The sequence below is a fragment of the Bradyrhizobium sp. ERR14 genome (assembly GCF_014198235.1).
In the GTDB taxonomy this organism is placed as follows: Bacteria; Pseudomonadota; Alphaproteobacteria; order Rhizobiales; family Xanthobacteraceae; genus Bradyrhizobium.
This window is the reverse complement of the sequence record NZ_JACIHD010000028.1, coordinates 1-25222: the sequence shown is the minus strand read 5'-3', so window position 1 is coordinate 25222 and position 25222 is coordinate 1. Positions and strand designations below refer to the sequence as shown.

At 57.8% G+C, this 25222-nt stretch carries 24 protein-coding genes and 2 pseudogenes; 16 read left to right on the top strand and 10 right to left on the bottom strand.

Features of this window, described 5'->3' with window-relative positions:
• The first annotated feature begins 455 nt into the window (after positions 1-455).
• From ehuB to purU, 9 genes are all read left to right on the top strand, one after another.
• Positions 456-1346 (top strand): ectoine/hydroxyectoine ABC transporter substrate-binding protein EhuB, encoded by an 891-nt coding sequence (gene ehuB / locus GGD62_RS36990; protein ID WP_183713463.1) that lies wholly within the window; start codon positions 456-458, stop codon positions 1344-1346.
• An 18-nt stretch (positions 1347-1364) separates the two neighbouring features.
• Positions 1365-2021 carry an amino acid ABC transporter permease gene (locus GGD62_RS36985; protein WP_183713460.1) on the top strand — a complete coding sequence of 219 codons (657 nt, stop codon included), beginning with the start codon at positions 1365-1367 and terminating at the stop codon, positions 2019-2021.
• On the top strand, positions 2011-2673 hold the full coding sequence (locus tag GGD62_RS36980; RefSeq protein WP_183713458.1) for an amino acid ABC transporter permease: 663 nt from the start codon (positions 2011-2013) through the stop codon (positions 2671-2673). Before GGD62_RS36985 ends, GGD62_RS36980 begins: the two co-directional genes overlap by 11 nt.
• Positions 2674-2791: 118 nt before the next feature.
• Entirely contained in the window at positions 2792-3547 is a 756-nt protein-coding gene (locus tag GGD62_RS36975; RefSeq protein WP_183713566.1) for an amino acid ABC transporter ATP-binding protein, read from the top strand.
• Between the two features lie 603 nt (positions 3548-4150).
• The gene (locus GGD62_RS36970) at positions 4151-5401 is read left to right on the top strand and encodes a sarcosine oxidase subunit beta family protein (protein WP_183713455.1); all 1251 of its coding nucleotides are present in this window, start codon (positions 4151-4153) and stop codon (positions 5399-5401) included.
• A 15-nt stretch (positions 5402-5416) separates the two neighbouring features.
• The gene (locus GGD62_RS36965; RefSeq protein WP_183713452.1) at positions 5417-5689 is read left to right on the top strand and encodes a sarcosine oxidase subunit delta; all 273 of its coding nucleotides are present in this window, start codon (positions 5417-5419) and stop codon (positions 5687-5689) included.
• Positions 5686-8667 (top strand): sarcosine oxidase subunit alpha family protein, encoded by a 2982-nt coding sequence (locus GGD62_RS36960; RefSeq protein WP_183713449.1) that lies wholly within the window; start codon positions 5686-5688, stop codon positions 8665-8667. Before GGD62_RS36965 ends, GGD62_RS36960 begins: the two co-directional genes overlap by 4 nt.
• Positions 8660-9277, top strand: a complete 618-nt coding sequence (locus GGD62_RS36955) for a sarcosine oxidase subunit gamma (RefSeq protein ID WP_183713446.1) — start codon at positions 8660-8662, stop codon at positions 9275-9277. Before GGD62_RS36960 ends, GGD62_RS36955 begins: the two co-directional genes overlap by 8 nt.
• A gap of 75 nt (positions 9278-9352) precedes the next feature.
• A complete protein-coding gene (gene purU, locus GGD62_RS36950; RefSeq protein ID WP_183713443.1) occupies positions 9353-10216 on the top strand; it encodes a formyltetrahydrofolate deformylase in 864 nt (287 codons plus the stop codon).
• Positions 10217-10582: 366 nt separating this feature from the next.
• Here the strand turns inward: purU and GGD62_RS36945 are convergent, their stop codons facing one another.
• The 8 genes from GGD62_RS36945 to GGD62_RS36915 all read right to left on the bottom strand — a co-directional run bounded on the left by GGD62_RS36945 (position 10583) and on the right by GGD62_RS36915 (position 17774).
• On the bottom strand, positions 10583-11146 hold the full coding sequence (locus GGD62_RS36945) for an aminodeoxychorismate/anthranilate synthase component II (RefSeq protein WP_183713440.1): 564 nt from the start codon (positions 11144-11146) through the stop codon (positions 10583-10585).
• Positions 11147-11176: 30 nt separating this feature from the next.
• Positions 11177-11812 carry an anthranilate synthase component I family protein gene (locus tag GGD62_RS41205; RefSeq protein WP_246800442.1) on the bottom strand — a complete coding sequence of 212 codons (636 nt, stop codon included), beginning with the start codon at positions 11810-11812 and terminating at the stop codon, positions 11177-11179.
• A gap of 177 nt (positions 11813-11989) precedes the next feature.
• Positions 11990-12199, bottom strand: a complete 210-nt coding sequence (locus GGD62_RS41200; protein WP_246800440.1) for a hypothetical protein — start codon at positions 12197-12199, stop codon at positions 11990-11992.
• A 408-nt stretch (positions 12200-12607) separates the two neighbouring features.
• A complete protein-coding gene (gene tnpC, locus GGD62_RS36935; protein WP_183713437.1) occupies positions 12608-14194 on the bottom strand; it encodes an IS66 family transposase in 1587 nt (528 codons plus the stop codon).
• Positions 14195-14264: 70 nt separating this feature from the next.
• Positions 14265-14612: an IS66 family insertion sequence element accessory protein TnpB gene (gene tnpB / locus GGD62_RS36930; RefSeq protein ID WP_028344503.1), complete on the bottom strand. Its 348-nt coding sequence runs from the start codon at positions 14610-14612 to the stop codon at positions 14265-14267.
• Positions 14609-15004 carry an IS66-like element accessory protein TnpA gene (tnpA, locus tag GGD62_RS36925; RefSeq protein WP_183250414.1) on the bottom strand — a complete coding sequence of 132 codons (396 nt, stop codon included), beginning with the start codon at positions 15002-15004 and terminating at the stop codon, positions 14609-14611. Before tnpA ends, tnpB begins: the two co-directional genes overlap by 4 nt.
• A gap of 595 nt (positions 15005-15599) precedes the next feature.
• A complete protein-coding gene (locus tag GGD62_RS36920) occupies positions 15600-16541 on the bottom strand; it encodes a ParB/RepB/Spo0J family partition protein (protein ID WP_183713434.1) in 942 nt (313 codons plus the stop codon).
• Positions 16542-16547: 6 nt separating this feature from the next.
• Positions 16548-17774 carry a DUF2130 domain-containing protein gene (locus tag GGD62_RS36915; protein ID WP_183713431.1) on the bottom strand — a complete coding sequence of 409 codons (1227 nt, stop codon included), beginning with the start codon at positions 17772-17774 and terminating at the stop codon, positions 16548-16550.
• A 77-nt stretch (positions 17775-17851) separates the two neighbouring features.
• Here GGD62_RS36915 and GGD62_RS36910 point away from each other — a divergent pair, with 77 nt between their 5' ends.
• From GGD62_RS36910 to GGD62_RS36880, 7 genes are all read left to right on the top strand, one after another.
• The gene (locus tag GGD62_RS36910) at positions 17852-18403 is read left to right on the top strand and encodes a hypothetical protein (RefSeq protein WP_183713429.1); all 552 of its coding nucleotides are present in this window, start codon (positions 17852-17854) and stop codon (positions 18401-18403) included.
• A 2-nt stretch (positions 18404-18405) separates the two neighbouring features.
• A complete protein-coding gene (locus GGD62_RS36905; RefSeq protein ID WP_183713426.1) occupies positions 18406-18906 on the top strand; it encodes a hypothetical protein in 501 nt (166 codons plus the stop codon).
• 49 nt (positions 18907-18955) lie between these two features.
• Positions 18956-19393 carry a hypothetical protein gene (locus GGD62_RS36900; RefSeq protein ID WP_183713423.1) on the top strand — a complete coding sequence of 146 codons (438 nt, stop codon included), beginning with the start codon at positions 18956-18958 and terminating at the stop codon, positions 19391-19393.
• A 5-nt stretch (positions 19394-19398) separates the two neighbouring features.
• Positions 19399-20799, top strand: coding sequence for a hypothetical protein (locus GGD62_RS36895; protein ID WP_183713420.1), 1401 nt, complete (start codon positions 19399-19401; stop codon positions 20797-20799).
• Positions 20800-20826: 27 nt separating this feature from the next.
• Positions 20827-21051, top strand: a complete 225-nt coding sequence (locus GGD62_RS36890) for a hypothetical protein (RefSeq protein ID WP_210318045.1) — start codon at positions 20827-20829, stop codon at positions 21049-21051.
• Positions 21052-21280: 229 nt separating this feature from the next.
• The gene (locus GGD62_RS36885; protein WP_246800438.1) at positions 21281-21868 is read left to right on the top strand and encodes a transcriptional regulator; all 588 of its coding nucleotides are present in this window, start codon (positions 21281-21283) and stop codon (positions 21866-21868) included.
• A complete protein-coding gene (locus tag GGD62_RS36880; RefSeq protein WP_312014325.1) occupies positions 21861-22574 on the top strand; it encodes a nucleotidyl transferase AbiEii/AbiGii toxin family protein in 714 nt (237 codons plus the stop codon). Before GGD62_RS36885 ends, GGD62_RS36880 begins: the two co-directional genes overlap by 8 nt.
• A 732-nt stretch (positions 22575-23306) precedes the next feature.
• Here GGD62_RS36880 and GGD62_RS36875 read toward each other — a convergent pair.
• Positions 23307-24364: pseudogene (locus tag GGD62_RS36875) on the bottom strand (IS110 family transposase).
• Between the two features lie 89 nt (positions 24365-24453).
• Positions 24454-25140: pseudogene (locus GGD62_RS36870) on the bottom strand (IS3 family transposase); the annotation flags it as partial.
• Positions 25141-25222 lie beyond the last annotated feature (82 nt).

Below are 25222 nucleotides of genomic sequence, written 5' to 3'. Positions count from 1 at the left end.
CCGAACCAAGTCATGGTTGCACCGAACTGCCCGAACGCAAGCTCCGATGTGGCGCGTAGGGAGCTGATCTGGTTCGCACTTCAAAGTCGGCAGAGGCCTGTTTGGTCGTCCAGCGCGAAGTCCGTCGGTTCCGGTTTGAGCAATGGCAACCCATCACCGGTCAAGCTATTCCGGACCGGAACTTAATCCAGTGAAAGCTCGCCGCTCATCAGTCCCAAGCCTCGTTCCCATTCCAAGTGTTGTTTCTCAGCCTATTTACTTGGCTCTCGTCTGTCCTCTAGGCCGCGTCCTTTTTTTGCGGGCAAATGCGACTGCGGGGCTACGCTGAGCCGAAACTCAATGCGCTGAAGCCAAATTACGAAGAAATTCGTCGGGTATTCGCCGTTCTTCGCTTTAAATCTGCGCCGATGAGCCGACAGAATGCTATCAATATCCATAGACAAGGGAGGTGAAAAATGAGGGGACTAGAATTCAGCAGGCGAGCCGTGTTGGCTGGAAGTGCCGCTCTGGCATTGCTCGGTACTGGAATCTCTGCCGCTTATGCGCAGTCGATCACGGATCGCGTGCTCAAGGAAGGTAAGATTACGATCGGCATCCATAATCGGTCGCCGTGGGGATTCAAGGCCGAGGATGGTAGCGCCACCGGCTTCCATCCGGACTTGGTCAAGGCGGTCCTCGGTCCACTCGGCGTCAAGAATGTCGACTTCGTCATCATCGATTGGCAGGCACTGCTTCCAAGCCTGCTGTCCAAGCGAATTGATGCAGTCGCGACTGGTATGCAAATTACCCAGCAGCGCTGTGAGACCGTGATTTTCAGTAATCCGGATCTTGCGATCAAAGATGGCCTCGCCGTTCGACCTGGCAACCCTCATAATATTCATAGTCTTGCCGACGCGGCGAAAAACCCGGCCCTCCACCTGGGCATTCTTCGCGGCAGCAGCGAAGTAGAGCGCGCCGTTAAGGCTGGTGTTCCCAGAGATCGCATTCTCTTGTTGCCGGACTATAGCGCGCTTGTCAGTGCAATGCTGGGTGATAGGATTGAAGCGGCGATATTACCCCCCGCATCCGTAAACGAGCTTCTCAAAGACCCCAATTTGAAGGGGAAACTTGAGCGCGCAGTGCCGTACGTTGGATTGGTCGAAAATGGTCGGGAGTTTGCCGGCTACCAAGCAGTCGTCTTCAGGCAGGAAGATTCGCAACTGCGCGACCTCTACAATGAAAGTTTGGCAAAGCGTAAAGCGGAAGGAACGGTAAAATCGATAGCGGAGCGATACGGTTTCACCGCGGGGGACATCGCACCGGACGACCGCACAGCTAAAGATATGTGCGGCGCCAACTACCGCTAGATGCTGCCGGCAGATCGAATGAGCTTTTTTGAGATCATGCGGGAAATATACCAAGGTTTTGGGGTGACCGCGTCGGTCACCCTTCTTGGAATCCTCTATGCAATACCATTCGCTCTGCTCGCGGGTGTGATCCAGCACTTCTCAACCGGCTTCTACCGCGGCCTGACTACCGCAGTAATCGAATTCTGGCGCAGCTCACCGGTCATCGTGCTTCTCTATGCCTTCTACTATGCATTACCAGCCTTCGGCATCTATCTTTCCGCTATTGCGGTCGGCGCTATGGTACTCGGGCTAAATATTGGAGGATATGGTAGCCAGTCCGTTCGTGCAGCATTGCAGGCGCTTAATCGCGGGCAGCGTGAAGCGGGGTTGGCCTTGGGGCTGAGCCGCTTTGACGTACTTCGCTTTATTGAATTACCGCAGGCAATCGCGGCGATGGTTCCAACATTTGTCAACCAAGCGATCCAATTGATCAAAGGAACGTCCTTGGTCTCGCTGATCACTCTCACGGACATGACTCTGCGCGCCAAGGAAATCGCCGAATCCAGATACGATCCCGTCCCAATTTATTCAGGCCTGCTGCTCGCCTATCTGATCATTTGCTATCCAGTGACTATTGCGGGGCGTCATCTGGAGAGATCGCTCGGAAAAGGACGGCGCGCTCATGAGTTTTGACTTTGCGTTCGCCGTGCGGATTGTGCCGTTGGTCTTGCAGGGCGTCGGGAACACGATTCTGGTCACAATCCTCAGTTTCGTCGGTGCAACTGTATTCGGAGGCGCCTGGGAGATGCTGCGACGCTCTCATCCGCTTATGCGCCCGGCCACTCAGTTCGTTATCGACGCAATTCGATCTACACCTCTTCTGGTTCAGATCTACTTCCTATTCTTTGTCCTACCCTACTACGGAATAACGCTACCTGCATTGTTCGTAGGTGTGTTCGGTTTGAGTTTCTATTATTCAGGGTACCTGTCGGAGGTCTTCAAGGCCGGAATCGACGCAGTGCCCAAGGGACAAGGTGAAGCTGCTCAGAGCCTTGGGCTTAGTCGCCTTGACACTGTGGTGTTTGTTATTGCGCCACAGATGTTGCGAAACATTGCAGCACCACTTGGGTCCTATTCGATCTCCATCCTCAAATCGACGCCACTCCTTGCCGTGATCGCGGTGCCGGAAATGCAGGGGAGCGCCTTTGATGTGGCGTCGGATACTTATCGGTATGCCGAGCCGATGTTTGTTGCCGAGATTCTCTTTCTTATCTTGGCCCTGATCGCGGTTGCTTTAGTCACTAGCCTTGAGCGGCGTCTCGGGCTCACCGCGCCGTCTCACTAAGGCGGGCACCTAGATAGTCGCGAACTAAACACGGAGCCGACCGCGTAACGTGGTAGCGGAGGAAACAATGAAATCCGGAATAGTGCAATGTAACACGAGAAACAGCGACCTGCAGGAGATGAGGATGGCAGCCCCTGTTGCAGTGCAGATTGAAGGCGTTTCGAAATGGTACGGAAATTTCCAAGTCCTCCGTGACGTTACTCTTGACGTGCGCGTTGGAGAACGGGTTGTGGTGTGTGGTCCGTCAGGTTCGGGAAAGTCCACTTTGATCCGGTGCATCAATCAACTCGACACGCATCAAAAGGGTAGGATTGTCGTAAACGGCACGGAACTGCGCCCCGGCATGAAAGGGCTCGAGGAAGTTCGACGTGACGTTGGGATGGTTTTTCAGCAATTCAATCTATTTCCGCATTTGAGTGTCATCGATAACTGCACTCTGGCCTTAGTTCGCGCGAGAAAAATGGCGCGCGATGCGGCTGAAGAAGTCGCGATGCAAAATCTGCAAAGGGTCCGCATACCCGAGCAGGCGAGAAAATATCCAGCCCAATTGTCAGGTGGTCAACAACAGCGTGTCGCGATCGCTCGCGCGCTCTGCATGAAGCCGAAGATCATGCTGTTTGATGAACCAACTTCGGCGCTTGATCCGGAGATGGTGAAGGAGGTGCTCGATGTGATGACTGGTCTCGCGAATGAAGGGATGACGATGATTTGTGTCACGCACGAAATGGGCTTCGCGCGCGAGGTTGCCGATCGAGTGGTGTTTATGGATGGCGGCGAAATCATCGAGCAAGCAGCGCCGGCGCGATTCTTCAAGCACCCAGAGCATGTCCGCACCAAAAGATTTCTCAGCCAATTATTGACAAACAGCCTTTGAGCAAAGTGCGGCGCCTAGCGAAGAGAGCGATTGAATAGAACCGAAGATCTCTGCGGCGGACCGGCTTATGATAGCGCTGTTGGAAGCATCACCGAGACGACCAGCAAAGCCGGGTGGTGGTGAGGGGTGTTTTACTGGGTCTTCTGGGGTGAAGTAAGCGCTTTGCACTCGTAATGAGTCGTTCCGCGGCTCAGGTGCGGAGCCATTCTGGCTTCTACCGGCATGACGTAGTCCTTTTTATAGAAGGCGGCTGCGAGTCAAGGCTCAAGACCTCTCGGAAGGTGTTCGCGGCTGACAGGCCAATCTGGCGCCCAGATGGCCGAAGGCGAAATGAAAATGCTATGGTTCGCCGGATGCGCCGTTATTCTCTAGATATGCGGCAACCAGCGCAGGATTCGGACGCTATTCTGGGTTCTATTGAGGAAATCGTGCATATAATTGGTCTATGCTTAAGTCGTTGCGCGCGCTCGCCTTCTAGATTAGCGGCGTTCGCAAACAGGATGAGGTGGCATCCAAGGAATTGGATGCTACGGGATTGTTGGTGCAACGCGCAGTTGATTGTGAGTGAGCGCCAGCTTGTAACTCAATGTTGTTGACAGTCCGATGCGCTATTCAGGTTTTGCTCTAATCGCTCAAGCCTTGAAGGGGCATACCGGCTGGCGGCCGGCTTGGCGTGAGGCTTCGCCAAAATCCGAATACGATGTCATTGTCATCGGCGGCGGAGGGCATGGTCTTGCGACCGCTTACTATCTCGCTAGCCGTTACGGCATTAACAAAGTAGCTGTGATCGAGAAGGGCTATATCGGTTCGGGCAATGTCGGCCGCAACACGACGATCATCCGCTCGAATTACCTGCTACCCGGGAACACTCCCTTCTACGAAATGTCGATGAAGCTCTGGGAGGGGCTCGAGCAGGAGCTGAACTACAATGCGATGGTGAGCCAACGTGGGGTATTGAACCTCTTTCATTCGGACGCTCAAGGGGACGCCTTGGCAAGGCGTGCCAACGCGATGCGGCTTGGCGGGGTCGATGCCGAACTCCTCGGCGTCGAGCAGCTGCGCGCAAAGCTGCCCTTCCTCGACTACGATACCGGGCGCTTCCCTATTCGGGGCGGGCTGTTGCAAAGACGCGCTGGTACCGCCCGCCACGATGCGGTTGCATGGGGTTACGCGCGAGCCGCTGATGGCCGAGGGGTCGATATTGTGCAGAATTGCCAGGTGACCGGTATTGCCGTCACGGATGGTCGTGTCACGGGAGTTGAAACTACGCGCGGGCACATCAAAGCGAAAAAGGTTGCGCTCGCTGTCGCAGGTAACTCTTCGCGCGTTGCGGCAATGGCAGGAATGCGTCTACCGATTGAGAGTCACGTCCTGCAGGCATTTGTCTCCGAGGGGCTCAAGCCTCTCATCGACTGCGTGGTTACCTTCGGTGCGGGCCATTTCTATATCAGCCAGTCAGACAAGGGGGGGCTTGTCTTTGGTGGCAATATTGATGGCTACAATTCTTACGCCCAGCGCGGAAACCTCCCGGCGATCGAAGATGTGATGGAAGGGGCGATGGCACTGTGGCCGGGCTTGGGTCGAGTGCGATTGCTGCGTCACTGGGGCGGCCTCATGGACATGTCCATGGACGGCTCTCCGATTATTGATCACACGCCGGTTCGGGGGCTCTACCTCAATGGCGGGTGGTGCTATGGAGGCTTCAAGGCGACGCCGGCGTCAGGCTTGTGCTTTGCCCATTTGATCGCCAACGACGAGCCGCATCCCGTGGCAGCTGCGTACCGGCTCGACCGCTTTGCCGCCGGTCGCCTGCTCGACGAAAGAGGCGTCGGCGCTCATCCAAACCTGCAATGATGGGTCCTCAGTAAAATGCGCATTGCTTGTCCCCATTGTGGGTTACGCGACGTTCAGGAATTTACTTATCACGGTGATGCCAAGCCGCGGCGCCCCGATGGCCTCGCTGCAACCGAAGCTGTGATGTTCGAGTATGTCTATTTGCGCGACAATCCGCCCGGTCTCCATCAGGAGCTCTGGTATCATGGCAGCTGCCGAGCTTGGCTCATTGTGCACCGTGATACGGTCACTCATGCAATCGAGTCGGTGATGCTGGCCAAGGACCTCAAGGTAGGAGGAGCGGCATGAGCACGCAGCCGTTCCGTCTCGCCACTGGAGGCTTGGTTGATCGCACCCGGACGCTCTCGTTCCGCTTCGACGGTAAAAGCTATCACGGGCAGGCCGGCGACACACTGGCCTCGGCACTTCTCGCCAACGGGGTGCGGCTCGTCGGTCGCTCTTTCAAATATCACCGCCCGCGCGGCCTGTTATCGGCCGGCTCTGAAGAGCCGAACGCGCTGGTCGAATTACGCACTGGCGCGCGTCGCGAACCAAACACACGGGCAACCATCGTCGAGCTGTTCAATGGGCTTGACGCAACTAGCCAGAACCGCTGGCCGTCGCTTGCGTTCGACTTGCTGTCCGCAAGTAGTCTCGCTTCGCCCGCCCTGGTCGCTGGGTTTTACTACAAGACGTTCATGTGGCCCGCAGCATTTTGGGAAAAGCTGTACGAGCCGCTGATCCGCCGCGCCGCTGGCCTCGGGCGCGCCGCCGGCCTTGAGGACCCCGACCATTACGAAAAGGCGTTTGCCTTTTGTGACCTGTTGGTGATTGGCGGTGGGCCGGCCGGCCTGTCAGCCGCCCTCACTGCAGGCCGCAGTGGCGCACGAGTAATTATTTGCGACGAGGATTTTCGGCTCGGTGGGCGTTTGCTCGCCGAGAGGCGCGCGATTGATGGACGACCCGCGGTCGATTGGCTCGCCGATACACTAGCTGAGCTTGCCAGTCTCTCGGAAGTGCGCCTTATGCCGCGCACCAGCGTGTTCGGGCTCTATGACCATGGCATCTATGGTGCCGTCGAACGCGTCAATGACCATGTTGCCGTCCCGCCAGCGCATCAGCCCCGCCAGCGTGGCTGGCGAATTTACGCGAAACGCGCGATCCTCGCCTCCGGCGCGCTCGAACGCCCGATCGTTTTCCCCGGTAACGACCGGCCAGGCGTTATGCTCTCAGGCGCCGTCCGTGCGTACGTCAATCGCTTCGGTGTTTTGCCCGGCAGCGACGCGGTCGTTTTCACGGCCTGCAATGACGGCTGGGCGACGGTGCGCGATCTTTCGGCGGCTGGCGTCCGCTTGGCCGCAATAATCGACTCCCGTAGCGAGGTCCATCCAGAGTTTAGAGTGCTCGCCCAGCGTACAGGTGCTCCCTTGTTCACGGAGGCCGCTGTCGAGGCGACTCATGGCGGCCGCGCGTTGCGCGGCGTCACCATTCGCGACGGCTCTGGCAAGCGTGCGACACTGACTTGCGACTTGCTCGCTGTCTCAAACGCCTGGAATCCGACACTTCACCTCACATCGCACCAGAACGGCAGACCGGTTTGGGAAGAATCGATTCAAGCGTTCGTTCCTGGTGCGCTGCCACCCGGCCTTGCCGTTGCCGGCAGCGCTGCGGGCCGCTTTACGCTTGCCCAGGCCCTGCAAGATGGAACTAAGCTCGGCCGGGAGGCGGCAATCGACACGGGCTTCACTCCGGCGGCGGCAGGGTCGGTTCCCGCCACCGACCCTGAGACAAACGACCTAAAGCCAATTTGGCGCGTCAAAGGCAGTGGCAAAGCCTTCGTCGATTTGCAGAACGATGTCACCGATAAGGATGTCGAACTCGCGGCGCGCGAAGGCTACCGCTCGGTTGAACATCTCAAGCGTTACACAACACTCGGCATGGCCACCGAACAGGGCAAGACCTCGAATCTTGCCGGTCTCGCCATCATGGCCGAGCAAACGGGCAGGACGATCCCCGAGACTGGAACGACGACTTTCCGCCCGCCTTACACGCCGGTGGCAATCGGTGCTCTTGCTGGGCACCACCGTGGCAAGGAGTTCCGCCCGGCGCGCTTGGCACCCACACATCAATGGTCGCGAGAACAGGCGGCCGTCTTCGTCGAGACTGGCCAATGGCTGCGCGCGCAGTACTATCCCAAGCCAGACGACAAAGATTGGCAGGCGACAGTCAATCGCGAAGTGCTTGCCGTGCGCACTGGGGTCGGCATCTGCGATGTCTCGACGCTCGGAAAGATCGATATTCAGGGCGCCGACACCGCCGAGTTCTTGGAGCGCGTGTATATCAATGGCTGGAAAACGCTCCCGATCGGTAAGGCTCGATACGGAGTAATGTTGCGCGAGGACGGCTTCGTCATGGACGACGGCACCACCTCTCGCCTCGGTGAATATCACTTCCTGATGACCACTACAACGATCAATGCGGGCAAGGTGATGCAGCATCTTGACTTCTGCCATCAGGCGCTTTGGCCGAAGCTCGACGTGCGGATGGTTTCCGTTACTGAACAATGGGCGCAGGTGGCGGTCGCAGGGCCACGATCGCGCGATGTCCTGCGCGGAGTAGTCGACGCCGGGTACGATATTTCCAATGAGGCCTTCCCGTATCTCGCCGCGAGCGACGTTACGGTCGGTGGCGGCATCCCAGCGCGGCTGTTTCGAATTTCGTTTTCGGGAGAGCTAGCCTATGAGCTCGCTGTACCAGCTGATTACGGTGAGGCGATGATGCATGCCCTAATGGGCGCAGGCGAGCCGCACGGTATAACACCCTATGGTCTGGATGGGCTCAACGTGATGCGCATCGAGAAAGGCCACGCCGTCGGCAGCGAACTCAATGGCCAAACGACGGCTCGCGATCTTGGACTCGGCAAGATGATGTCGTCCAAAAAGGACTTCGTGGGCCGCCTCATGGCGAAGCGAGAAGCGCTCATGCAACCTGATCGACCCAGTCTCGTGGGTTTCCGGCCGGTCGATGCGAGCATACGCTTGTGGGCCGGCGCGCACTTCATCGGCATCGGGCGCACGGCCAACACGCAAAACGACGAGGGCTACCTGAGCTCCGTCACTTACTCACCAAGTCTCAAGCACTGGATCGGCCTAGGCTTCTTGAAGAATGGGCCTGCTCGCATCGGTGAGCGAATCCGTGCCGTCGACCCGGTCCGCAATGGCGAGGTCGAGGTTGAGATTTGCTCACCCGTCTTTTTCGATCCTGAAGGTACACGTCTCCATGGTTGAACAAGCGACTCCCCTTTGGCGTCCTCGCGGTGCGTGGGCCGGTATTGTCGAGGCTGGCCAGATTGGCGCGAGCGGCAAGTCCGGCGTCATCGCGACGACCTTGGACGGTATGGGGTTCGCGACCGTAATCGCACCAGCCGGCTCAGCCGATCTGGAGTCTGCGACCAAGCGGATGATCAGTCTCGATCTGCCCCAAAAAGGTGCCACTACGCGATCGCACACCCATGCGTTGGCTTGGGCTGGAGCGGCTCAGTGGCTGCTCATTGCACGACAACGAGCCGGTTTGACAGACCTGCTTCGGGCGATTTCAAACCATGCTGCTGTCAGCGACCAAACCCACGGCCGCGCAGCGATACGAATTTCCGGCGCGCGAGTGCACCAGGTTCTCGCGAAAGGCTCGATGGTGGATCTACACCCCTCTGTCTTTCCCGTAGGCGCAACCGCACTGACGATCTTCGCACACATCAATGTGCAGTTATGGCGGGCCGATGATGGACCTGACGGTCCGGTTTTCGAGATCCTAGTCCCGCGCAGCATGGCGACCAGCTTTTGGTCTTGGTTTACGGCTTCCGCGGCGGAATTCGGTTGCCAAGTTCTTGGTCGCGACTGATACGTCATGCGTTGCGCTCCCTTCAACCTTCCTTCAACGTAACTTACGAGAGGCCGCTATTTGGCGGCGACCGGTATGTCTGATCGTTCCATGATTCTCGCTCTGTCGTGCCCTGATCGCCCGGGCATCGTCTCGGCCGTTTCCAGTCTTTTGTTCGAAGCTGGTTGCAACATCCTTGACGCCCAGCAGTTCGATGACACCGAAACCGATCGGTTCTTCATGCGAGTGGTGTTCTGTCTCCTCGAGCACGCGAAATCAGAGGCGGACGTCGCCGCATCGATCGAGGATCTCGCTAAGCGCCTCGACATGACATTCACTCTACGGCAAAGTTTCGCAAAGAAGCGTGTAATGCTGCTGGTTTCTAAGTTCGACCATTGCCTCGCAGACTTGCTCTACCGCTGGCGAATCGGCGAGTTACCTATGGAGGTGACAGCGATCGTCTGCAATCACAGTCGCGAGCATCTAGCTTCTTCCGATATCGGCGATCTGCCATTCTATTATTTGCCAATCACCAAGCAGACGAAGATGGAGCAAGAGGCTCGAATTTGGGAGCTCGTGCAGGAGACCAATACCGATCTTGTTGTCCTTGCGCGCTACATGCAGATTCTCTCGGATGGTTTCTCAGCCAAGTTGTCGGGACGCTGTATTAATATTCACCACTCCTTTCTGCCGGGTTTCAAGGGTGCCAAGCCCTATCATCAGGCCCATGAGCGGGGCGTCAAATTGATCGGTGCCACAGCACACTATGTGACCTCCGATCTCGACGAAGGTCCTATCATTGAGCAAGATGTTGAACGGATCACGCATCGTGACACGCCCGATGATTTGGTCCGCAAAGGCCGCGACATCGAGCGGCGCGTACTGGCTAGCGCTGTACGCCATCACATCGAGGATCGTGTGATGCTGAATGGCCGGAAAACTGTCGTATTCACCGGATAAGCGGCACTTGCCAGGAAGCCTACGAATTGGTCGGTCGCTCGTCGATTCAAGGTACTGACGCGATGGCCGGCCTAGTCAGTGCGAATCGCCGATCCCCCGCTGAATGTAGGTGCATAGAAGCGCCTCTCAGAGGCCTTCGTTTGGTCGCCCGCTTTGTTGTCCCTGGATAGCTGACGGCTGACTGTCACATTTTGGCCGCCCGAACGTGAAGGCTCGGATGGCGCCGCCCCGCTCGACGGATTTTTGGAGTACAGAAGTCGCAGAACATCAAGCTAGACCCGGGATAGCGTCGCGCGAGCGACTCTATGAAAAATTCGTCCGGCAATGCCGATGATCCAACGCACAAGGCTCGCTATGATGGCACGCTCAGAAGGAGGTTGAATGCCTCAAAACATTTCTCAGGAGTGTATGGCCCTGCTCGGTAAGTATCGATTCCGGATGAAACTGAACGCCGAATGTTGAATGATCACGGTGTGCGAGGGCCATGATCTCTCCCTCTTCGGAATGCGCCGTCACGATGAGGTCCGGCGAGCATGACCCAACAAGTTCGACGATGAGAGAATGATAACGTCCGACATTCAGTGGAGATGGGACTCCTTCGAAGAGACCCTGGCCGTCATGTGCAATCCGTGATGAGCGACAGTGCATCGGGCGCCGTGCTCGCGTCACATCTCCGCCGAAGACGCTTCCAATGCACTGGTGCCCAAGGCAGATGCCGAGAATCGGGATACGTCCTGAAAGTTCGCGGATCGCGCTCGTAGATATCCCTGCCTGGCAGGGGGAACAGACCAGTGCGCGCGGCTCGAGAGCAAGAAGATCATTCACCGTTATGGCGTCGTTTCGGATCACCTGCGTTGCTTCGCCAAGCGTATGAAAATAGCGGGCAACGTTGAAAACGAAAGAATCGTAATTGTCGATGACAATAATCAAAGGACAAGGGGCATCTCAGTACGAAAGGCATCAAAGACTCCCTTTAGCCAGGGTCTCCTCGTACTCGGCTTCTGGCTTCGAGAGCGCGGTTATACCGCCACCAGCCTGAAACACGGCTACTTGGTCATCGATCATCACAGTGCGGCTTGCGATGTCCGTGTCCATGTGACCGCTGAAGCTGATAAACCCTATCGCTCCGCAGTAGATGCCTCGTGCCGCTCGTTCTAGTTCCGAAATGATTTCCATTGATCTCACCTTGGGTGCGCCAGTGACGGAGCCGACAGGAAAGCAAGCTCGCATGAGACTGACCGCGTCATGGGTTACTGCAAGCTCGCCGGCAATCATCGAGACGAGGTGATGTACTGAATCGTAGGTTTCGAGATTGCACAGCTCTTGAACCCGGATCGAATTGGGCGAGCAGACGCGACACAGATCATTGCGCAGGAGGTCGACGATCATCACGTTTTCGGTGCGGTCCTTTTCAGATGCGAGTAGGTTCAGGGCGCGACGCTGATCCTCGTTGCTATCGGCGCAACGCGCGATCGTGCCTTTTATTGGCCGCGTCTCAACCAGTCGACCATCGAGCTTTACGAATCGTTCAGCTGAACTTGATGCAACGGTGAGATCTCCGTAGCGGAGAAGTGCTGCGAAGGGCGCCGGATTCAATGATCGGACTCAGCAATAAAAGGCAAGCGGATCAAATGACGTTGCCACGCGAGTGCTAGTTGGTTTGCAAGATGTCTCCAGCCAAAATAAACTCGATCGCTCGGCGTATCGCCAAGATACTCCTCTCGGCTGAAGTTCGAGTCCCACGCCCCAAGTCCCCAATAGGATCCTTGTGCTTCATGGGCGTACAGGCAAGCGTCGAGACGAACTCGTCGGCGCGACGCCGTGCAAGGACGCTCCCTCGCGTCTGATCCTGTTCCGGCCATCCGCTAGAAACGACCAGCATTTCTTGCGGCAGTGGTCGAAGCTGACCACCACGTCATAAAGGTGGAGCATGGACTCGGGAAGACGCCGGCCGAGAATTACCGGGGCTGGCAATTGCTCCAATGTCCTGTTTAAATCGTAAGCCCAAAAGTCGGCCGCGCCGCCCTGGAATGGCGGAAGATCAGAGCAATGCTCTTAACGGGTATTTGGCGAGAAGAGCGCGAAGAGCCTCCCATGGATCTCCCTCAATGACTTCTCCATCACAACGCGCCTGGTGATCAACGACGGTGTAAGTGGTGAAGGGATGCATGCTAGATATGAATAGCGCCCTAGCGCCTCGTGGCGCTATCGCGAAACGTCAGATGCCGTCGATCGGTGAGACATCTCATTGCTGCGACATGCTCGATCCATTGTAACTCATGGACGTGCATTGTGCGCTCCGGCGAAGAATCGTGTTTTTGGAGACGACATGCGTTTGTGAAGTACGCATCCGGCCAGCACCCCGGACAGGCGCGCGGTCTGCCGCGGCGCTCAGGCGGCAGCCGCTTTGGACTGTTGAGTCGCCTTCCAATTCCACGGGAGCAGGTCGGCGACTCTATTGACGGGGTGATCTGGAAGCCTGGCCAACACGTCAGCGAGCCAGGCTTGCGGATCAACGTCGTTCATCTTGCAGGTTTCGATCAGGGTATAGACAGCGGCGGCACGATTGCCGCCAGCATCTGAACCGGCGAAGGTCCAATTTCGTCTTCCGACAGCCACACCGCGTAACGTTCGTTCGGCAGCGTTGTTCGAGAGGCAGATGCGGCCATCGTCCAGGAAGCGGGTGAACGCCGCCCAGCGGTTGAGCAGGTAGTTGATCGCCTTTGCAGTATCGTTGCCTGATGAGAGCAAGGTTCGCTGCTGGCGCATCCAGATTTCGAGATCGGCGACGATCGGCCTCGACTTATCACGACGTGCCGTAAGCCGCTGTTCCGGCGTTTTGCCGTTGATGGCGCGCTCGATCTCGAACAGGATATCGATGCGTCGCACGGCCTCGCTGGCAATCGGCGCCTCTCCAGATTTCGCCAGGTCGAAGAACTTTCTGCGGCCGTGGCTCCAACAGGCCGCTTCAAGGATCGGAGCTGGCTTCCTTTGGGCCTTGTAGAGCTGGTTATATCCATCGAAGGCATCGGCCTGCATGAGGCCCACATAGTCGGCAAGATGGCTTTGCGGATGTTCTCCAGCCCGGTTGCGTGAGTAGTAGAACAGGGCCGCCGGCGGATCCGTGCCGCCAAACGGCCGGTCATCGCGAACATAGGTCCAGATCCGGCCGGTAACCGTCTTAAGCTTGGCCAGCACCGGCACCGTCGTATCGTCGGCGTGGATGCGTTCCGCGCTCATGATATGGATCCGGATCGCCTCAATAATGGGATCGAGCGCCACCACGCAGGCGCCAATCCGATCCGCCAGGGTCGAGACATCGATCTCGACCCCTTCGCGGGCATACGTCTTGCTCTGCCGGTTCAATGGCTGATGCAGCAGGAACTTGTTGACCAGCATCATCGCCAGCAGGTTCGGCCCGGCAAAGCCTCGTGGGATCGGATGGGAGGGTGCCGGCGCTTCTGTGATCGCCTCGCAATCCCGGCAGGAGAACTTTTCGCGGACATGCTCGATAATCTTCCAGCGCCGCGGCTCGCATTCCAGGGTCTTCGAGACCACCTCGCCGAGCTTGTGCAGCCGCTCGCTGCCGCACTTACCACATGCGCAAGGCGCGGGTTCGACGACGCGCTCGACCGGCAGATTGTCCGGCAACGGACGTCGCGGCGGCCGTGGATTTTGCGCGCGCTTCTCCTTGGCGGCCCCTGGCGCGGCGAGTTCGGCCTTGGTTTCCTGTTCGGCCTGCGTCTCTTCGAGATCCTCGATGGCAAGCTCGAGCTGTTCGACCAGCAGCTTGCCGCGTTCGGAGGATTGCCCGAACTGTTCGCGCCGTGCCTTGGCCAGCATCAGCTTCAGCCGCTCGATTTCCAGTCGACCGACGGTCACTTCGCTCTTCGCCAGCGCCAGTTGTTCGCGCTGCGCAAGGATTATTGCGTGCGCAGCAGCAAGGTCGGCGGGAAGCGGATCGGAAGGCGTTGTCACGAGGGCAAATCAATCATATTCGCCGCTAAAATTCGCGACCGATCTCCCTCGTGAGTCAATAAGCCACAGCTTAACCGGAAGCCTGCGGACGCCAGGTTGCCTGCGGCATTCGCCAGTCAATTCCGGACAGGAGATAGGATAGTTGCGCAACGCTGATCGTCACAACGCCGTCCGCCAGCGATGGCCACAAAAAGCGGCCACGCTCCAACCGCTTCGTGAACAGACATGCGCCCTGGCCATCATGCCAAATGATCTTGATCAGGTCGCCGCGGCGGCCCCTAAAAACGTAAAGATCACCAGCGTGCGGATCACGCTTCAAGCTCTCCTGAACCAGACGCGCAAGGCTCGGGAAGCCTCGGCGCATATCGGTATGGCCGGTCGCAAGCCACACCCGCACATTACCCGGTATGGCGATCATCGGCGCTCAAGCACCTCGAGAACCCGCGCCAGCGCCTCCGGGTCGACGTGCGCATCCACCCGGATGCGTCGCCGGTTGCCAAGATCGATCTCGATCAATCCAGTACGCGCGGACGCTACGGAGCGCACCCGGCCGTCACCCGCAGGCAAAAGCTTCGGAGTTTCCTCCACCTCCGTAGCGACGATCTGCACCGGCGCAAAAGATGGTACAACCTGCTCTGATGTCCGTGCTTGTCGACGCCAGGTAAACACTAGGCTGGTCGCGACTCCGTTGCGGCGCGCAACCTCAGTCACCTTCGCGCCCGGCACCAACGTCTCCTCGACAATCCGCGCCTTGTCGTCCTGCGACCAGCGCCGCCGCCGCTCCAGCCCGCCCAAAACCTCGACCCGCATCGCCTGATGACCTTAAAGCTAGACTTAAGGTCACACGCTTCGCGAATTACCTCGCGTCACGCAAGACGGCGCCCGTCGGATGCGTACCTATGGCAGATCGGGGGCGCTGGCGGTTCTCAACAGCCTAGGCTGCTGGCGATCGTGAATTGCATGCGATCACCGCTGAACCTATTATCTTGTCCACGGCGAAATCTTCGCGAGCGTTAATGTTCGCCTTCGAGCTCGGCCGCCAATTTCCCTTGCTCGGGCATCGATTTACGAAATCGAGTCGTTCTTAAAGCCAGGAATCGAGTCGCTCTTATAGCTCGAGCAAGTCGTTCTTAAAGTGGACCAACAGGATTCCCCGCGGTACCCGTAAGGCAGCAGGAGGAGGAGAATAAGCTGGTGGCCCTTCTCGGATGCGTATCGAACTCTCTGTATTGCCCAGATACGGAAGTTCGTGAGGTTTTCGAACAGCTCAGCAGCGCGGTGGCATTCACCTAAATAAGACGCCCCTTAGGCAGGCTGATGAGATAGCTCGACCATAAGATTCGAATAGCGAGCGGCTCGCTTGATAGGCCCAAGCCGATCTGCGGACTTGCGATCGAGCGTTTGATCACGATGAAAGCGTCGTCCGTAGGGAACTGAGAAGTTTCGTCGCCTCATCGATCTTCTTTAAAAATTCCGGATCGTTCTTCAGTTCACTAAGCGTTGCCCACGGTACATTCTTTACGGATTCAACGACAGTATCGAGGTCGTCTACCAGTCCGACTTTCACTTTCTGCTGTGGGGCTGCACGAAGGCGCAACATCGCAGACTCTAAATCTCCGTCGCGCGTCATAAAATGAGAGCTTGCTACCGGATCTGGTAGAATCGACCGCAGTTTTCGCAAGTCCTTGGAATTTGTGATCCGTTTTCTCGCGACCTTGTCGACTACGGCGTCAATTACACTTGGGGTGAGGAGCTTCTTGCTAACACCTAGGAGTTCTCGCGCCCAAGTTAAGCTAGCGGCATCATCCTTAAGTCCTTTAAAGCGTTCCGACAGTTCGAACACTTCGGTGAGCTTATCGAGTTCTTTGAAGGTAATGCCCAGCATGTTCGCCGCGCTTGCCCGGCCCACGAGTTGGATCAGGCGATAGGCCACCATTTCCTTTTCTTTTGCATCCCACTCTTTGCGCTGACGATGAATATATATCCAAACACGCAGGCGATCTTCTTCGCTCAACGTACGATCAGTCACTTCGATCGGAACTTGTCGATACTGAGATTTGCCCTGTCCGACGAGTACGCGCGAATTCGCCCAGCGGCGTTCTCCGTCGATGATGCGAAACTTTCCGGAAATCTCAGGATGCGGTTCGACAAGCAGAGGCTCAAATAGACCTTCGTTGTCGTCAATTTGCCGTTGGAGCTCTTCGTCCTCTTTCGGTCCAAGGCGTGGCTGACGGTCATTGGGGATAATGTCGTCTATGTCGGCCTTCGTCCGATAGGTGCGAAGAGTAGTGCGTCCCAGCGGCCGCTCTTGCAAGCCTACCACGCGCCCCTTGGTGGGTTCGGGCATATTCGATCAATCCGTATCCGAAGTTCCGATAATGCAGTCTATCTCTTCCCGGAGTTTTGCGTGAAGTTTCTGAGACGATTTGAGCAAACCGCCACGCCTTTCCCAGATCTTGTCGTGGGCCTTCTTCTCATCGACGTCCAGTTGCAGCAGCTTCTCGTCATTTCCTTGTACGGAACCTAAGAGTTTCGCAAAACCTTCCGACACCATGTAGTCATACAGTTTCGCGGTCTTCTGGCTCCGGTCTTCCTCGCTTAGACGCAGTGTGTGATTGCGGACAATCTCGCCACGGACAATTTCAACCAGGGCCATAACGCGTGCCGGGTTGGCAGCTATAATGCCGTCAACTCCGTGGACTTGGCGCGCTCCGGCGGGAAACTTGCTGGTCGTCAGGAAGGCGTGGTCAGCCTTTTCGCTGACCATGTCCTCTCGCAACTTAATGGCGAATGATGCCTGCCAAGCGTTACGATTGCGCGAGTCATAGACGATTTTTCCACAGACCCTATTCTTGTGCTTCACAACATGAATAATGTCCGCGCCTGAAGGCTTGTTGAGCGCCGCGATTTCGTCCTTCGGATATTTCCTTTTCAACTCTTCCAGCAGCTTGATGTCCGAACCTTCGGCTTCCTCAGCATCGAGCCTACGCTGCATCGCGCTCATCTGCTCGGAGATCTTCGCCATGTCGGCCGCATGCTTGGAGGCGAGGGCGGCAATGTTCTCGTAGTTCTTCTGCTCCATTGCGGTTCGCACTTCTTCCGTTCGTGCCGCAACGAGCGCGTCCTGATCAGTCTTCATCTTTGCCAACGCAGCGAGCGCCTCCGTCCTTTCGCGCTCAGCTTCAAGTGCGCGTTGTATCGTTGCCTCCCGCTGCGCAGCCACCTCATCCATCTTCTGCTTCATCTCAGCTTCGGTTGCTTGCCGAGCGGCAGCTCGGGCCGCCGCCTCCCGCGCGATGGCATCTGCCTGAAGTTGCGCGATCACCGAAGCGTGATGCTGTTGCATCTTCTCAACCGTCGTTTTGGTATCGGCCTCTATTTGCGCGCGCGCCTCGTTCAGTTGCTCCTCCATGCGCGCCTGTAACGCTGCTTGCTCCTTCAGCGTATCAGCCTGAAAACGCGCGCGAATTTCTTCGGCCCGCTCGTTCGAGATAGGTTGTTCGCAGTACGGACAAACCTCGTCACCGACATGGACATGGGCGACGCCATCCGGGTGCAAAGCAGGTTGCAGACTACTCATCGCCTCCTCCATCTTGACAAGGAAATCAATAAGTCCTATTTTGTCCTAATTGGTCCTATTCGTCAACGAGAGTCGCCATGGGTGACTTGAAAATGGAGAAATCCGTGGAAAATCATGAGCTTGAACTCTTCATTCACGCGTGGGGCCGTAAGCCCCAAGCTGTTTTTGCAGCCGCAGAAGACACGCTGAGCGATGTACTCAGCCGCCTTGAGTTGATGCCTGCCAACAGCCATCACATCTTCATTGGCGAGACCATCTGCGAGGCAATCGAGATCACCGAAGACGTGGACGAGCATGCGACGGTCGACATTGATCTGAAGCTTGAGGTTCTCGACCTCCATAAGCATCGGCATGTCCATGTTCATAAGTGCCAGCGAATCGCCGTCACGGTGAATTTCAGCGCCGACACTAAAGAGCACAAGTTCAAGCCGAACACGACGATTGGGACGGTGACAGATTGGGCCCGGAAGCACTTCCCGTTGGATCCCGCGGTAGCTGGCGAATACGTATTGCAGATCCACGGCACTGCTTCGCAGCCCCGCTCGACCGAGCATCTCGGCGACGTTGTCAACGATGACAGCTGCTCGATCTGCTTCGATCTTGTCAAGGAAGTGACGCCGAAGGGCTGAGCATGTTGCCGCCTGACCAGCGCCTGTTCGAATCCCATCTGCTTCTGCCTGAGTACCGTGATGGTGCCGCCAAAGGCCTCTGGGGGCAAGTCGTCGGTGACGGCCTGCCCCAAGACACTGCGTGGCCGAATGTCGTTTTCTGGATGGCGGCAGCGCCACGCCAAGGCGCTCCGGATCGTTATCATGTGGCGCTGAACCTAAGCGGTTATGGCACGCAGCCGCCGACAGGGCCTCTCTGGGACCCGGTAACGAAGCAGACTCTCGCGTTCTCGAAATGGCCGAAGGGCAAACCCGGAAGCCGCTTCGCCATCGTGTTCAGGACGGACGGATTCTCGTTCGCCGGCAAGGCCCTCTATCACCCGTACGATCGATCACCGCTGTCGGACCACCCAGAATGGAGGAGCGAGCCGCTTCGTCCGGTCTGGACAAGTTCACATACGATCGTCGACTACCTCGAAGAATTCCAGTCGTTGCTGATGAGCGGAGACTACCTTGGTATGTGACGCCGACATAAAGGTCATCAAGCTACCCGTCTGGCTGTGGGCTAACGCGATGCGCGACCTGCGCAAGCGCGGTGCCGGGACGCGCGAAAGCGGCGTATTCCTGCTCGGACCGCTCGACGGCCCATATCCCCGCATCACCTCCTATCTCTGCTATGACGATGTCGATCCCGACGCTTACCAACTCGGCGCGATCGCCTTCCACGCGTCCGGATGTGCTGCTCTCTGGAAGCACTGCCGCGAACGCAAGGTGCGATTACTCATTGACGTGCACACACATCCGACACGCGATGTACGTCAGAGCCATATCGATGTTCGTCACCCGACACTGCCGGTCGTTGGGCATACCGCGATGATCGTCCCGAACTACGCCAACACGCCGTGGTGGTCGCTCAAGGCCGCGGGTGTTTATGAATACTGCGGTGGTTTCAAATGGCGTACCCATTCGCCGTTGGCGCCCGACCGGCGCGTCAAACTTTCCCTGTGGTGATGGTTATGAACGCCTTTGACAGCGAGATCTCCCGCATCTCGAAACTCAGCATCGACCGCGATCAAGCCGATCCCGCCGAGGTGCTTGCGCGGCGGCAAGCCTTTGCTTTGACGCTCTGTTGTGGCGATGATGTTGCCGCCTCATACACCCTCCAGCTCGCGGTACTGACCGCGGCAGCTACCGCCAGCCGTTGCTTTCCGGGGGCGGTGCGCGCCGCTATTTCACCGGCGCTCGCCGCAGCGCCCCTTCTCGTTTGGCCATGGCTCGGTCTTTCGTTCGGCCAGGCTATCATCGACGTTCTGGGCCCACAGAGCATTGGCGCCAGCCTTTCATCAACGCCCCGAGCGTTGGTTTTCGGCGATGCTCCTTTCGGTCATGGGGCCCTGCGTGTGACGTTCGATGGATGGATCGGGCTCGCAGGACCTGCGCGGACCGTCGGCCGCTTGCCGGAGCGTCAGTATTTTCCAACCGCCGGCATTCTGGCGGCGTCGATTGCGGTGTCCGAGCTGTTTCTCTCGTTTGCCGATATCAACTTGGAAGCGACCCGACGGCCGGTTGGCTTGTCGCTGTGGCGTCCCGATCTCGATATCACAGATCCTGAAGCGCTTGGCACCCTGGTGCAGTACCTGCCACAAAGCCTTTGGGTTCTGGGTTTGGGGCACTTAGGCAATGCCTATCTTTGGTCGCTGGCGACCCTGCCTTATGCCGATCCCAAGGCAGCACAGTTCGCCTTGTTCGACTTCGACAAAGTCGTAAAGGATAATGTAGAGACTGGCGTGTTGTTCGCCTCTGCATTCATCAGTCAGTTCAAGGCCCATGCCTGCGGCCAATGGCTAAACGAACGCGGATTTGATCAGTCGCGCCTTGTCGAGCGCCGGTTCGACACGACCTTCAACCTCCAGGACGGTGAGCCACGACTGGCTCTGTGCGGCTTCGACACTAACCTCGCGCGTCGCGACATGAAGGGCGCAGGTTTTCTGCGCGTCATCGACAGCGGGCTCGGCGGGACGGTGAACAATTTCGACACCATCAGCTTCCACACGTTGCCAAATCCGCGCCCCGTCGATGAACTTTGGCCGGATCTCAGAAGGGAAGACGAGGATAAGATCGAAGCCGAGCAAGAACGGATCGCAAGTAGCAATGCCGGTTACCAAAAGCTCGCCGGTGACATCTGCGGCCGCCGCGGCCTCGCGGGTAAATCAGTCGCCGTTCCCTTCGTTGGGACCACCGCCGCCAGCCTTATTGTCGCGGAAGCGGTAAAGTTGTTTCATGATGGACCCGCTTATCACGATATGCGGCTCAGCCTCGGCAGTTTAGGCAGGCAGCATACGCTTAGTAACGGCGTCTATCGCCCGCAGGATGCGGTTGGTTTGAGTTATGTCGACTGCGGAAAGTACTTCCCATAAATCGTCGCGTCGTCTCGGAGAGTTAGCATGCAATATCTTTTCAATAGCCGAGGGCAACACATCGCCAATTTGGTGAACGGCCAGTTGCATGCGCCAACCGGCCAAAACATCGGCCACTATCTGGAAGGACAGGCCATCTTTATCGATATGCGTGGTCGCTATCTCGGTGAGATCATCTTCGAAAACCGATTATTGTCGCGGCGGAATTCGCCGCACTTAGGTCAATTACGGCAATCATGGAAATGTCGGTAACTACGGAAATCCTTACGGATCACTTGGAGTTCCCGGTGGGTTTGAAGACATTTCCGTGGAGCGACTGACGATCGAATATTACAGCTAATTCAGTAGTATAAATCTATTTTTGATACAATTCCTTGCGTAATACCCTGACATTTGCAAGGTTTTGTATCATATAGGTTTCATGAGGAAGGAAACGCAGCGCCAAGAGGATAGGGCGATCTCGCTTCTCCAGAAGCGGGGTATGATGCGGCTTTCCGAATTCCTCGAGGAAGGGATCACGGCCGCAACCATCTCCCGGATGGAGCAAAAGAGTATGGTCAATCAACTCAGTCGAGGCCTCTATCAACTCCCTGATGCCCTGCTCGACAGCAACCACTCGCTTGCTGTCGCCGCAAAGCTCATTCCCAACGGCGTCATCTGCTACGATTCCGCGCTCGCCTTTCATGAGCTAACAGATCGTATTCCTCCCTATGTATGTATGGCGATTGGTCCGCGCGACTGGCGGCCCAAAATTACACGGCCTCGCATTCAGATCACGCGTTTTGGCTCCAAAGAATTCGATAAGGGCGTCGAACGTCATACCATCGAAGGGGTATCCGTACCGATCTACGTGCCGGCGAAGACGATTGTTGATCTCTTCAAAAGCGGACAACGTCAGAAAGCGTTCTGCGACGCGCCCGCAGGTCTTGCGCACGCCACACAGGCGATGAAAGACGCGCTCAGGCTACGTAAGGCGACACCTTCCGAAATCGCAAACTATGCGGTCGAGGCCGGCATATGGAAAAAAATTGTTCAGCCGCGCCTTGAGACGCTAACCGTCAATGCATAGGCGGCTGAAGAATGTCGGAGCCTCCGTCCGCGCCCGCCTGCTCAACCTTTCGAAGGAGCGCAACGAGCCATTTGACCGCCTGCTCACGCAATATGCCCTGGAGCGGCTGCTCTACCGGCTCAGCATCAGCAAGTACAAGAACAAGTTCGTCCTCAAAGGTGCGATGCTGCTGCGACACTGGCTCGATGATCCGCATCGCCCGACCCGCGATCTCGACCTGCTCGGCTTCGGCGAAAGTGATCCGCAGCTCACGCTGGGTTGTTTCAAGGAAATCGGTGCCATCCAAGCCGACGACGGTGTCACCTTCGATACCGGATCGCTTGAGGTCGACACGGTCCGCGATGACTCTGGCTATAGTGGACTGCGCCTCAAATGCTACGCGACGATTGATGGGGCGCGCATGCGCATTGTCGTCGATATTGGTTATGGCGATGCCACCGAGCCAGGCCTCCATGAGATCGAACTCTTGCCGCTGCTCGATCAGCCGGCGCCCAAGCTACGGGCCTATCCGCCGGAGACGGTCATCGCCGAGAAATTCCAGGGGATGGTTCATCTCGGCCTTGCCAATACGCGTTTGAAGGACTTATACGATATCTGGTGCTGGCCCGTACCTACGAATTCAAGGATGACCGGCTCGCCCGCGCAATACGCGCTACCTTCGATCGCAAGAAGACATCCATTCCGACCGATCGGCCAGACGCCCTGAGCGAAGCTTTCGCAAAGGATCAGACCAAGATCCAGCAATGGACTGCTTTCATCCAGGATGTCGCAATCGATCCGGGATCCCTTGCCGGTGTCATCGAGACGATTGCCACATTCCTGATGCCGCATGCAGAAAAGGCAAGGAACCTCAAAACCGATTGACCGAACGGTTCTGCTCGCCGTGACCGACCTGGATTCTGCCGCTTCCGCTGTCAGATCGCGAGGCAGCGCCCAGAGCACAAGCTCGGCCAAAACATGAAACAGCAATCGGTAGGCGCCCGTCACCAAGTCGAAGCCAATGATCGGCTCCAACTCCCCACCTAGCCTGTTCAACTCTTCCATCGCCTCACGGCGCAAATTGTCACTGCCGCCAGTCGCGCCTCCCAACAAAGACCAGAATGAAACCTTGACCGACCGCGAACCTGACTGCCTCGCGGTGTCGCGCATTCTGGTTTGCAACTCTGCATCAGCTGTGACCTTGCCCCCATATGTGGAACGGCCCGCGAGGCAAGAGCTTTTTCAGTCGATTTCATACATTGGGACGGTGCGGTCATATGTCCGGCCTTTGCGCGCGGCACAATATGGCCGCTGGCCTCGATGAGATCCGCGGAACGAGGAGCCAAATCAAGTTTACGCGCTTGAGCGCATTGGGGGCAGTAGCTTCACTCGTTTCGGGATTTCGTCCCAAGGGTTCATCGCCTGTTTTTGCACCTTGCCCTCTGCCGGCCTGCGCCGGTCAGATCGTTTTGGTGGTCTGCGTCACCGCGGTAAGCGCCAATGGGTCGGGACGCCGATAAATTCCGCCCTTGTTCAGGAGCGCCCAGATGATCCGCGCCGTCTTATTGGCCTGCGCGACGGCGGCAACCTTGAAGGGCCGTCTGGCGAGAAGGGCCTTCAGCCACGGCCGCGCCCGAGCGTCGTTTCGGACGACCCGCAAGACGGCCGTTGCCCCGACAACGAGGAGAGAGCGGAGTTCCGGATTTCCCATCTTCGATATTCGTCCCAGCCGCTCTTTGCCTCCGCTTGAGTGAGACCGCGGCGTCAATCCCAGCCAGGCGGCAAAGTGGCGAGCCGACTTGAACCCGCCGGGACCCGGCACAAGCGCCTTGATGGTCGCCGCCGTAATGGCGCCGACGCCAGGGATTGTGGTCAACCGACGCATGTCCTCGTCGCGCTTGGCCTCCACGACGATTGCGCGCTCAAGCCTCTCGATCTGGTCGGCTGAAGCTTCAATCTCGTCGGCAATAGCCATCAGCGCGAAGCGCGCTGCTGCGGGCAGGCGAGCATGTCTCATCCCGTATGATTGCGACCAGCGCCTCAACCTTTGCCAGGCCGGCGGTGGCGATTGATCCCCAATTCTGCCAGATGCGCGCGCAACGCGTTGACCGCCTGCGTTCGCTGCCGCACTAGAAGAGCGCGGGTCTTCAGCACCATCGCGGCAGCCTGTTGCTCAGCCGTCTTAATCGGCACGAAGCGCATGGTCTTTCGGGTCACCGCTTCGCTGATGGCCTCCGCGTCCGCCGCATCCGTCTTGCCACGCTTGACGAAGGGTTTGACATAAGCCGGCGGAATGAGCCGGACCTCATGACCGAGAGCTGCGATCTCGCGTGCCCAATAGTGGGCGCTACCGCATGCTTCCATTCCCACCAGGCATGGTGGCAGCTTCTTAAAGAAACGCAGAACTTCGCTGCGCCGTAGCTTCCGGCTGAACACGGGCGAGCCCTCGGCATCCGCCCCGTGAACCTGGAAAACGTGCTTGGCCAGATCGAGCCCGATGGTGATAAGCTGTTTCACGGAACGGTCCCTCCTTTGTGGCGTTCGAACAACGACCACGTTCTAGCACTTTGATGCTGTTGGAGCGGGCCGTTCCACCACATCAAGTTTTATCCAATCCTGAGTTCGCTCCGGTCGTTGGATTTTCCCGGTTGGGCGGTGGGAGCGACGGGAGCTGGCGCGGAGCCTTCGGCATAGCGCAGCGCCAGATTCCGGCGCGGGTGACAGGTGAAGGCGAACTCAGAGGGCGTTTTCCATCCGAGCTGCGAGTGGGGTCGGGCATCGTTGTAATCGGCCCGCCAGCATCCGAGTGCGACGCGAGCCTGGGCCACTGACGTGAACAGTGTCTCGTTCAGCAATTCATCCCGCAGCCGGCCGTTGAAGCTCTCGATGAACGCATTCTGCACGGGCTTGCCCGGCGCAATGTAGTGCCAGGCGACGCGACTCTGATCCGCCCATGTCAGGATAGCGTTGCTGGTCAGCTCGCTGCCGTTGTCGCTGACCACCATTTTCGGCTTGCCGCGCTCGATCATCAGCCGGTCAAGTTCCCGGGCCACGCGGATGCCGGAGCGCGAGGTATCGGCCACCAGCGCCAGGCACTCGCGGGTGCAGTCATCGACCCCGGTGAGGACGCGGAAGCGGCGGCCGCAGGTCAGCTGATCCGACACAAAGTCGAGCGACCAGCGCTCGTTCGGCGCCATCGGCGCCCTGGTCCCGATGGCGCGCTTGCGGCCGCCACGGCGGCGCACTGCAAGCTTCTCTTCCCGGTACAGCCGGAACAGCTTCTTGTCGTCTAATCGCTGTCAACTGCCCTGGGTACCGGACCTTGTCGTCTTCGAGGTCGGAAGAATGTGCCGCCTCATCATGGCCCTCGCCAGT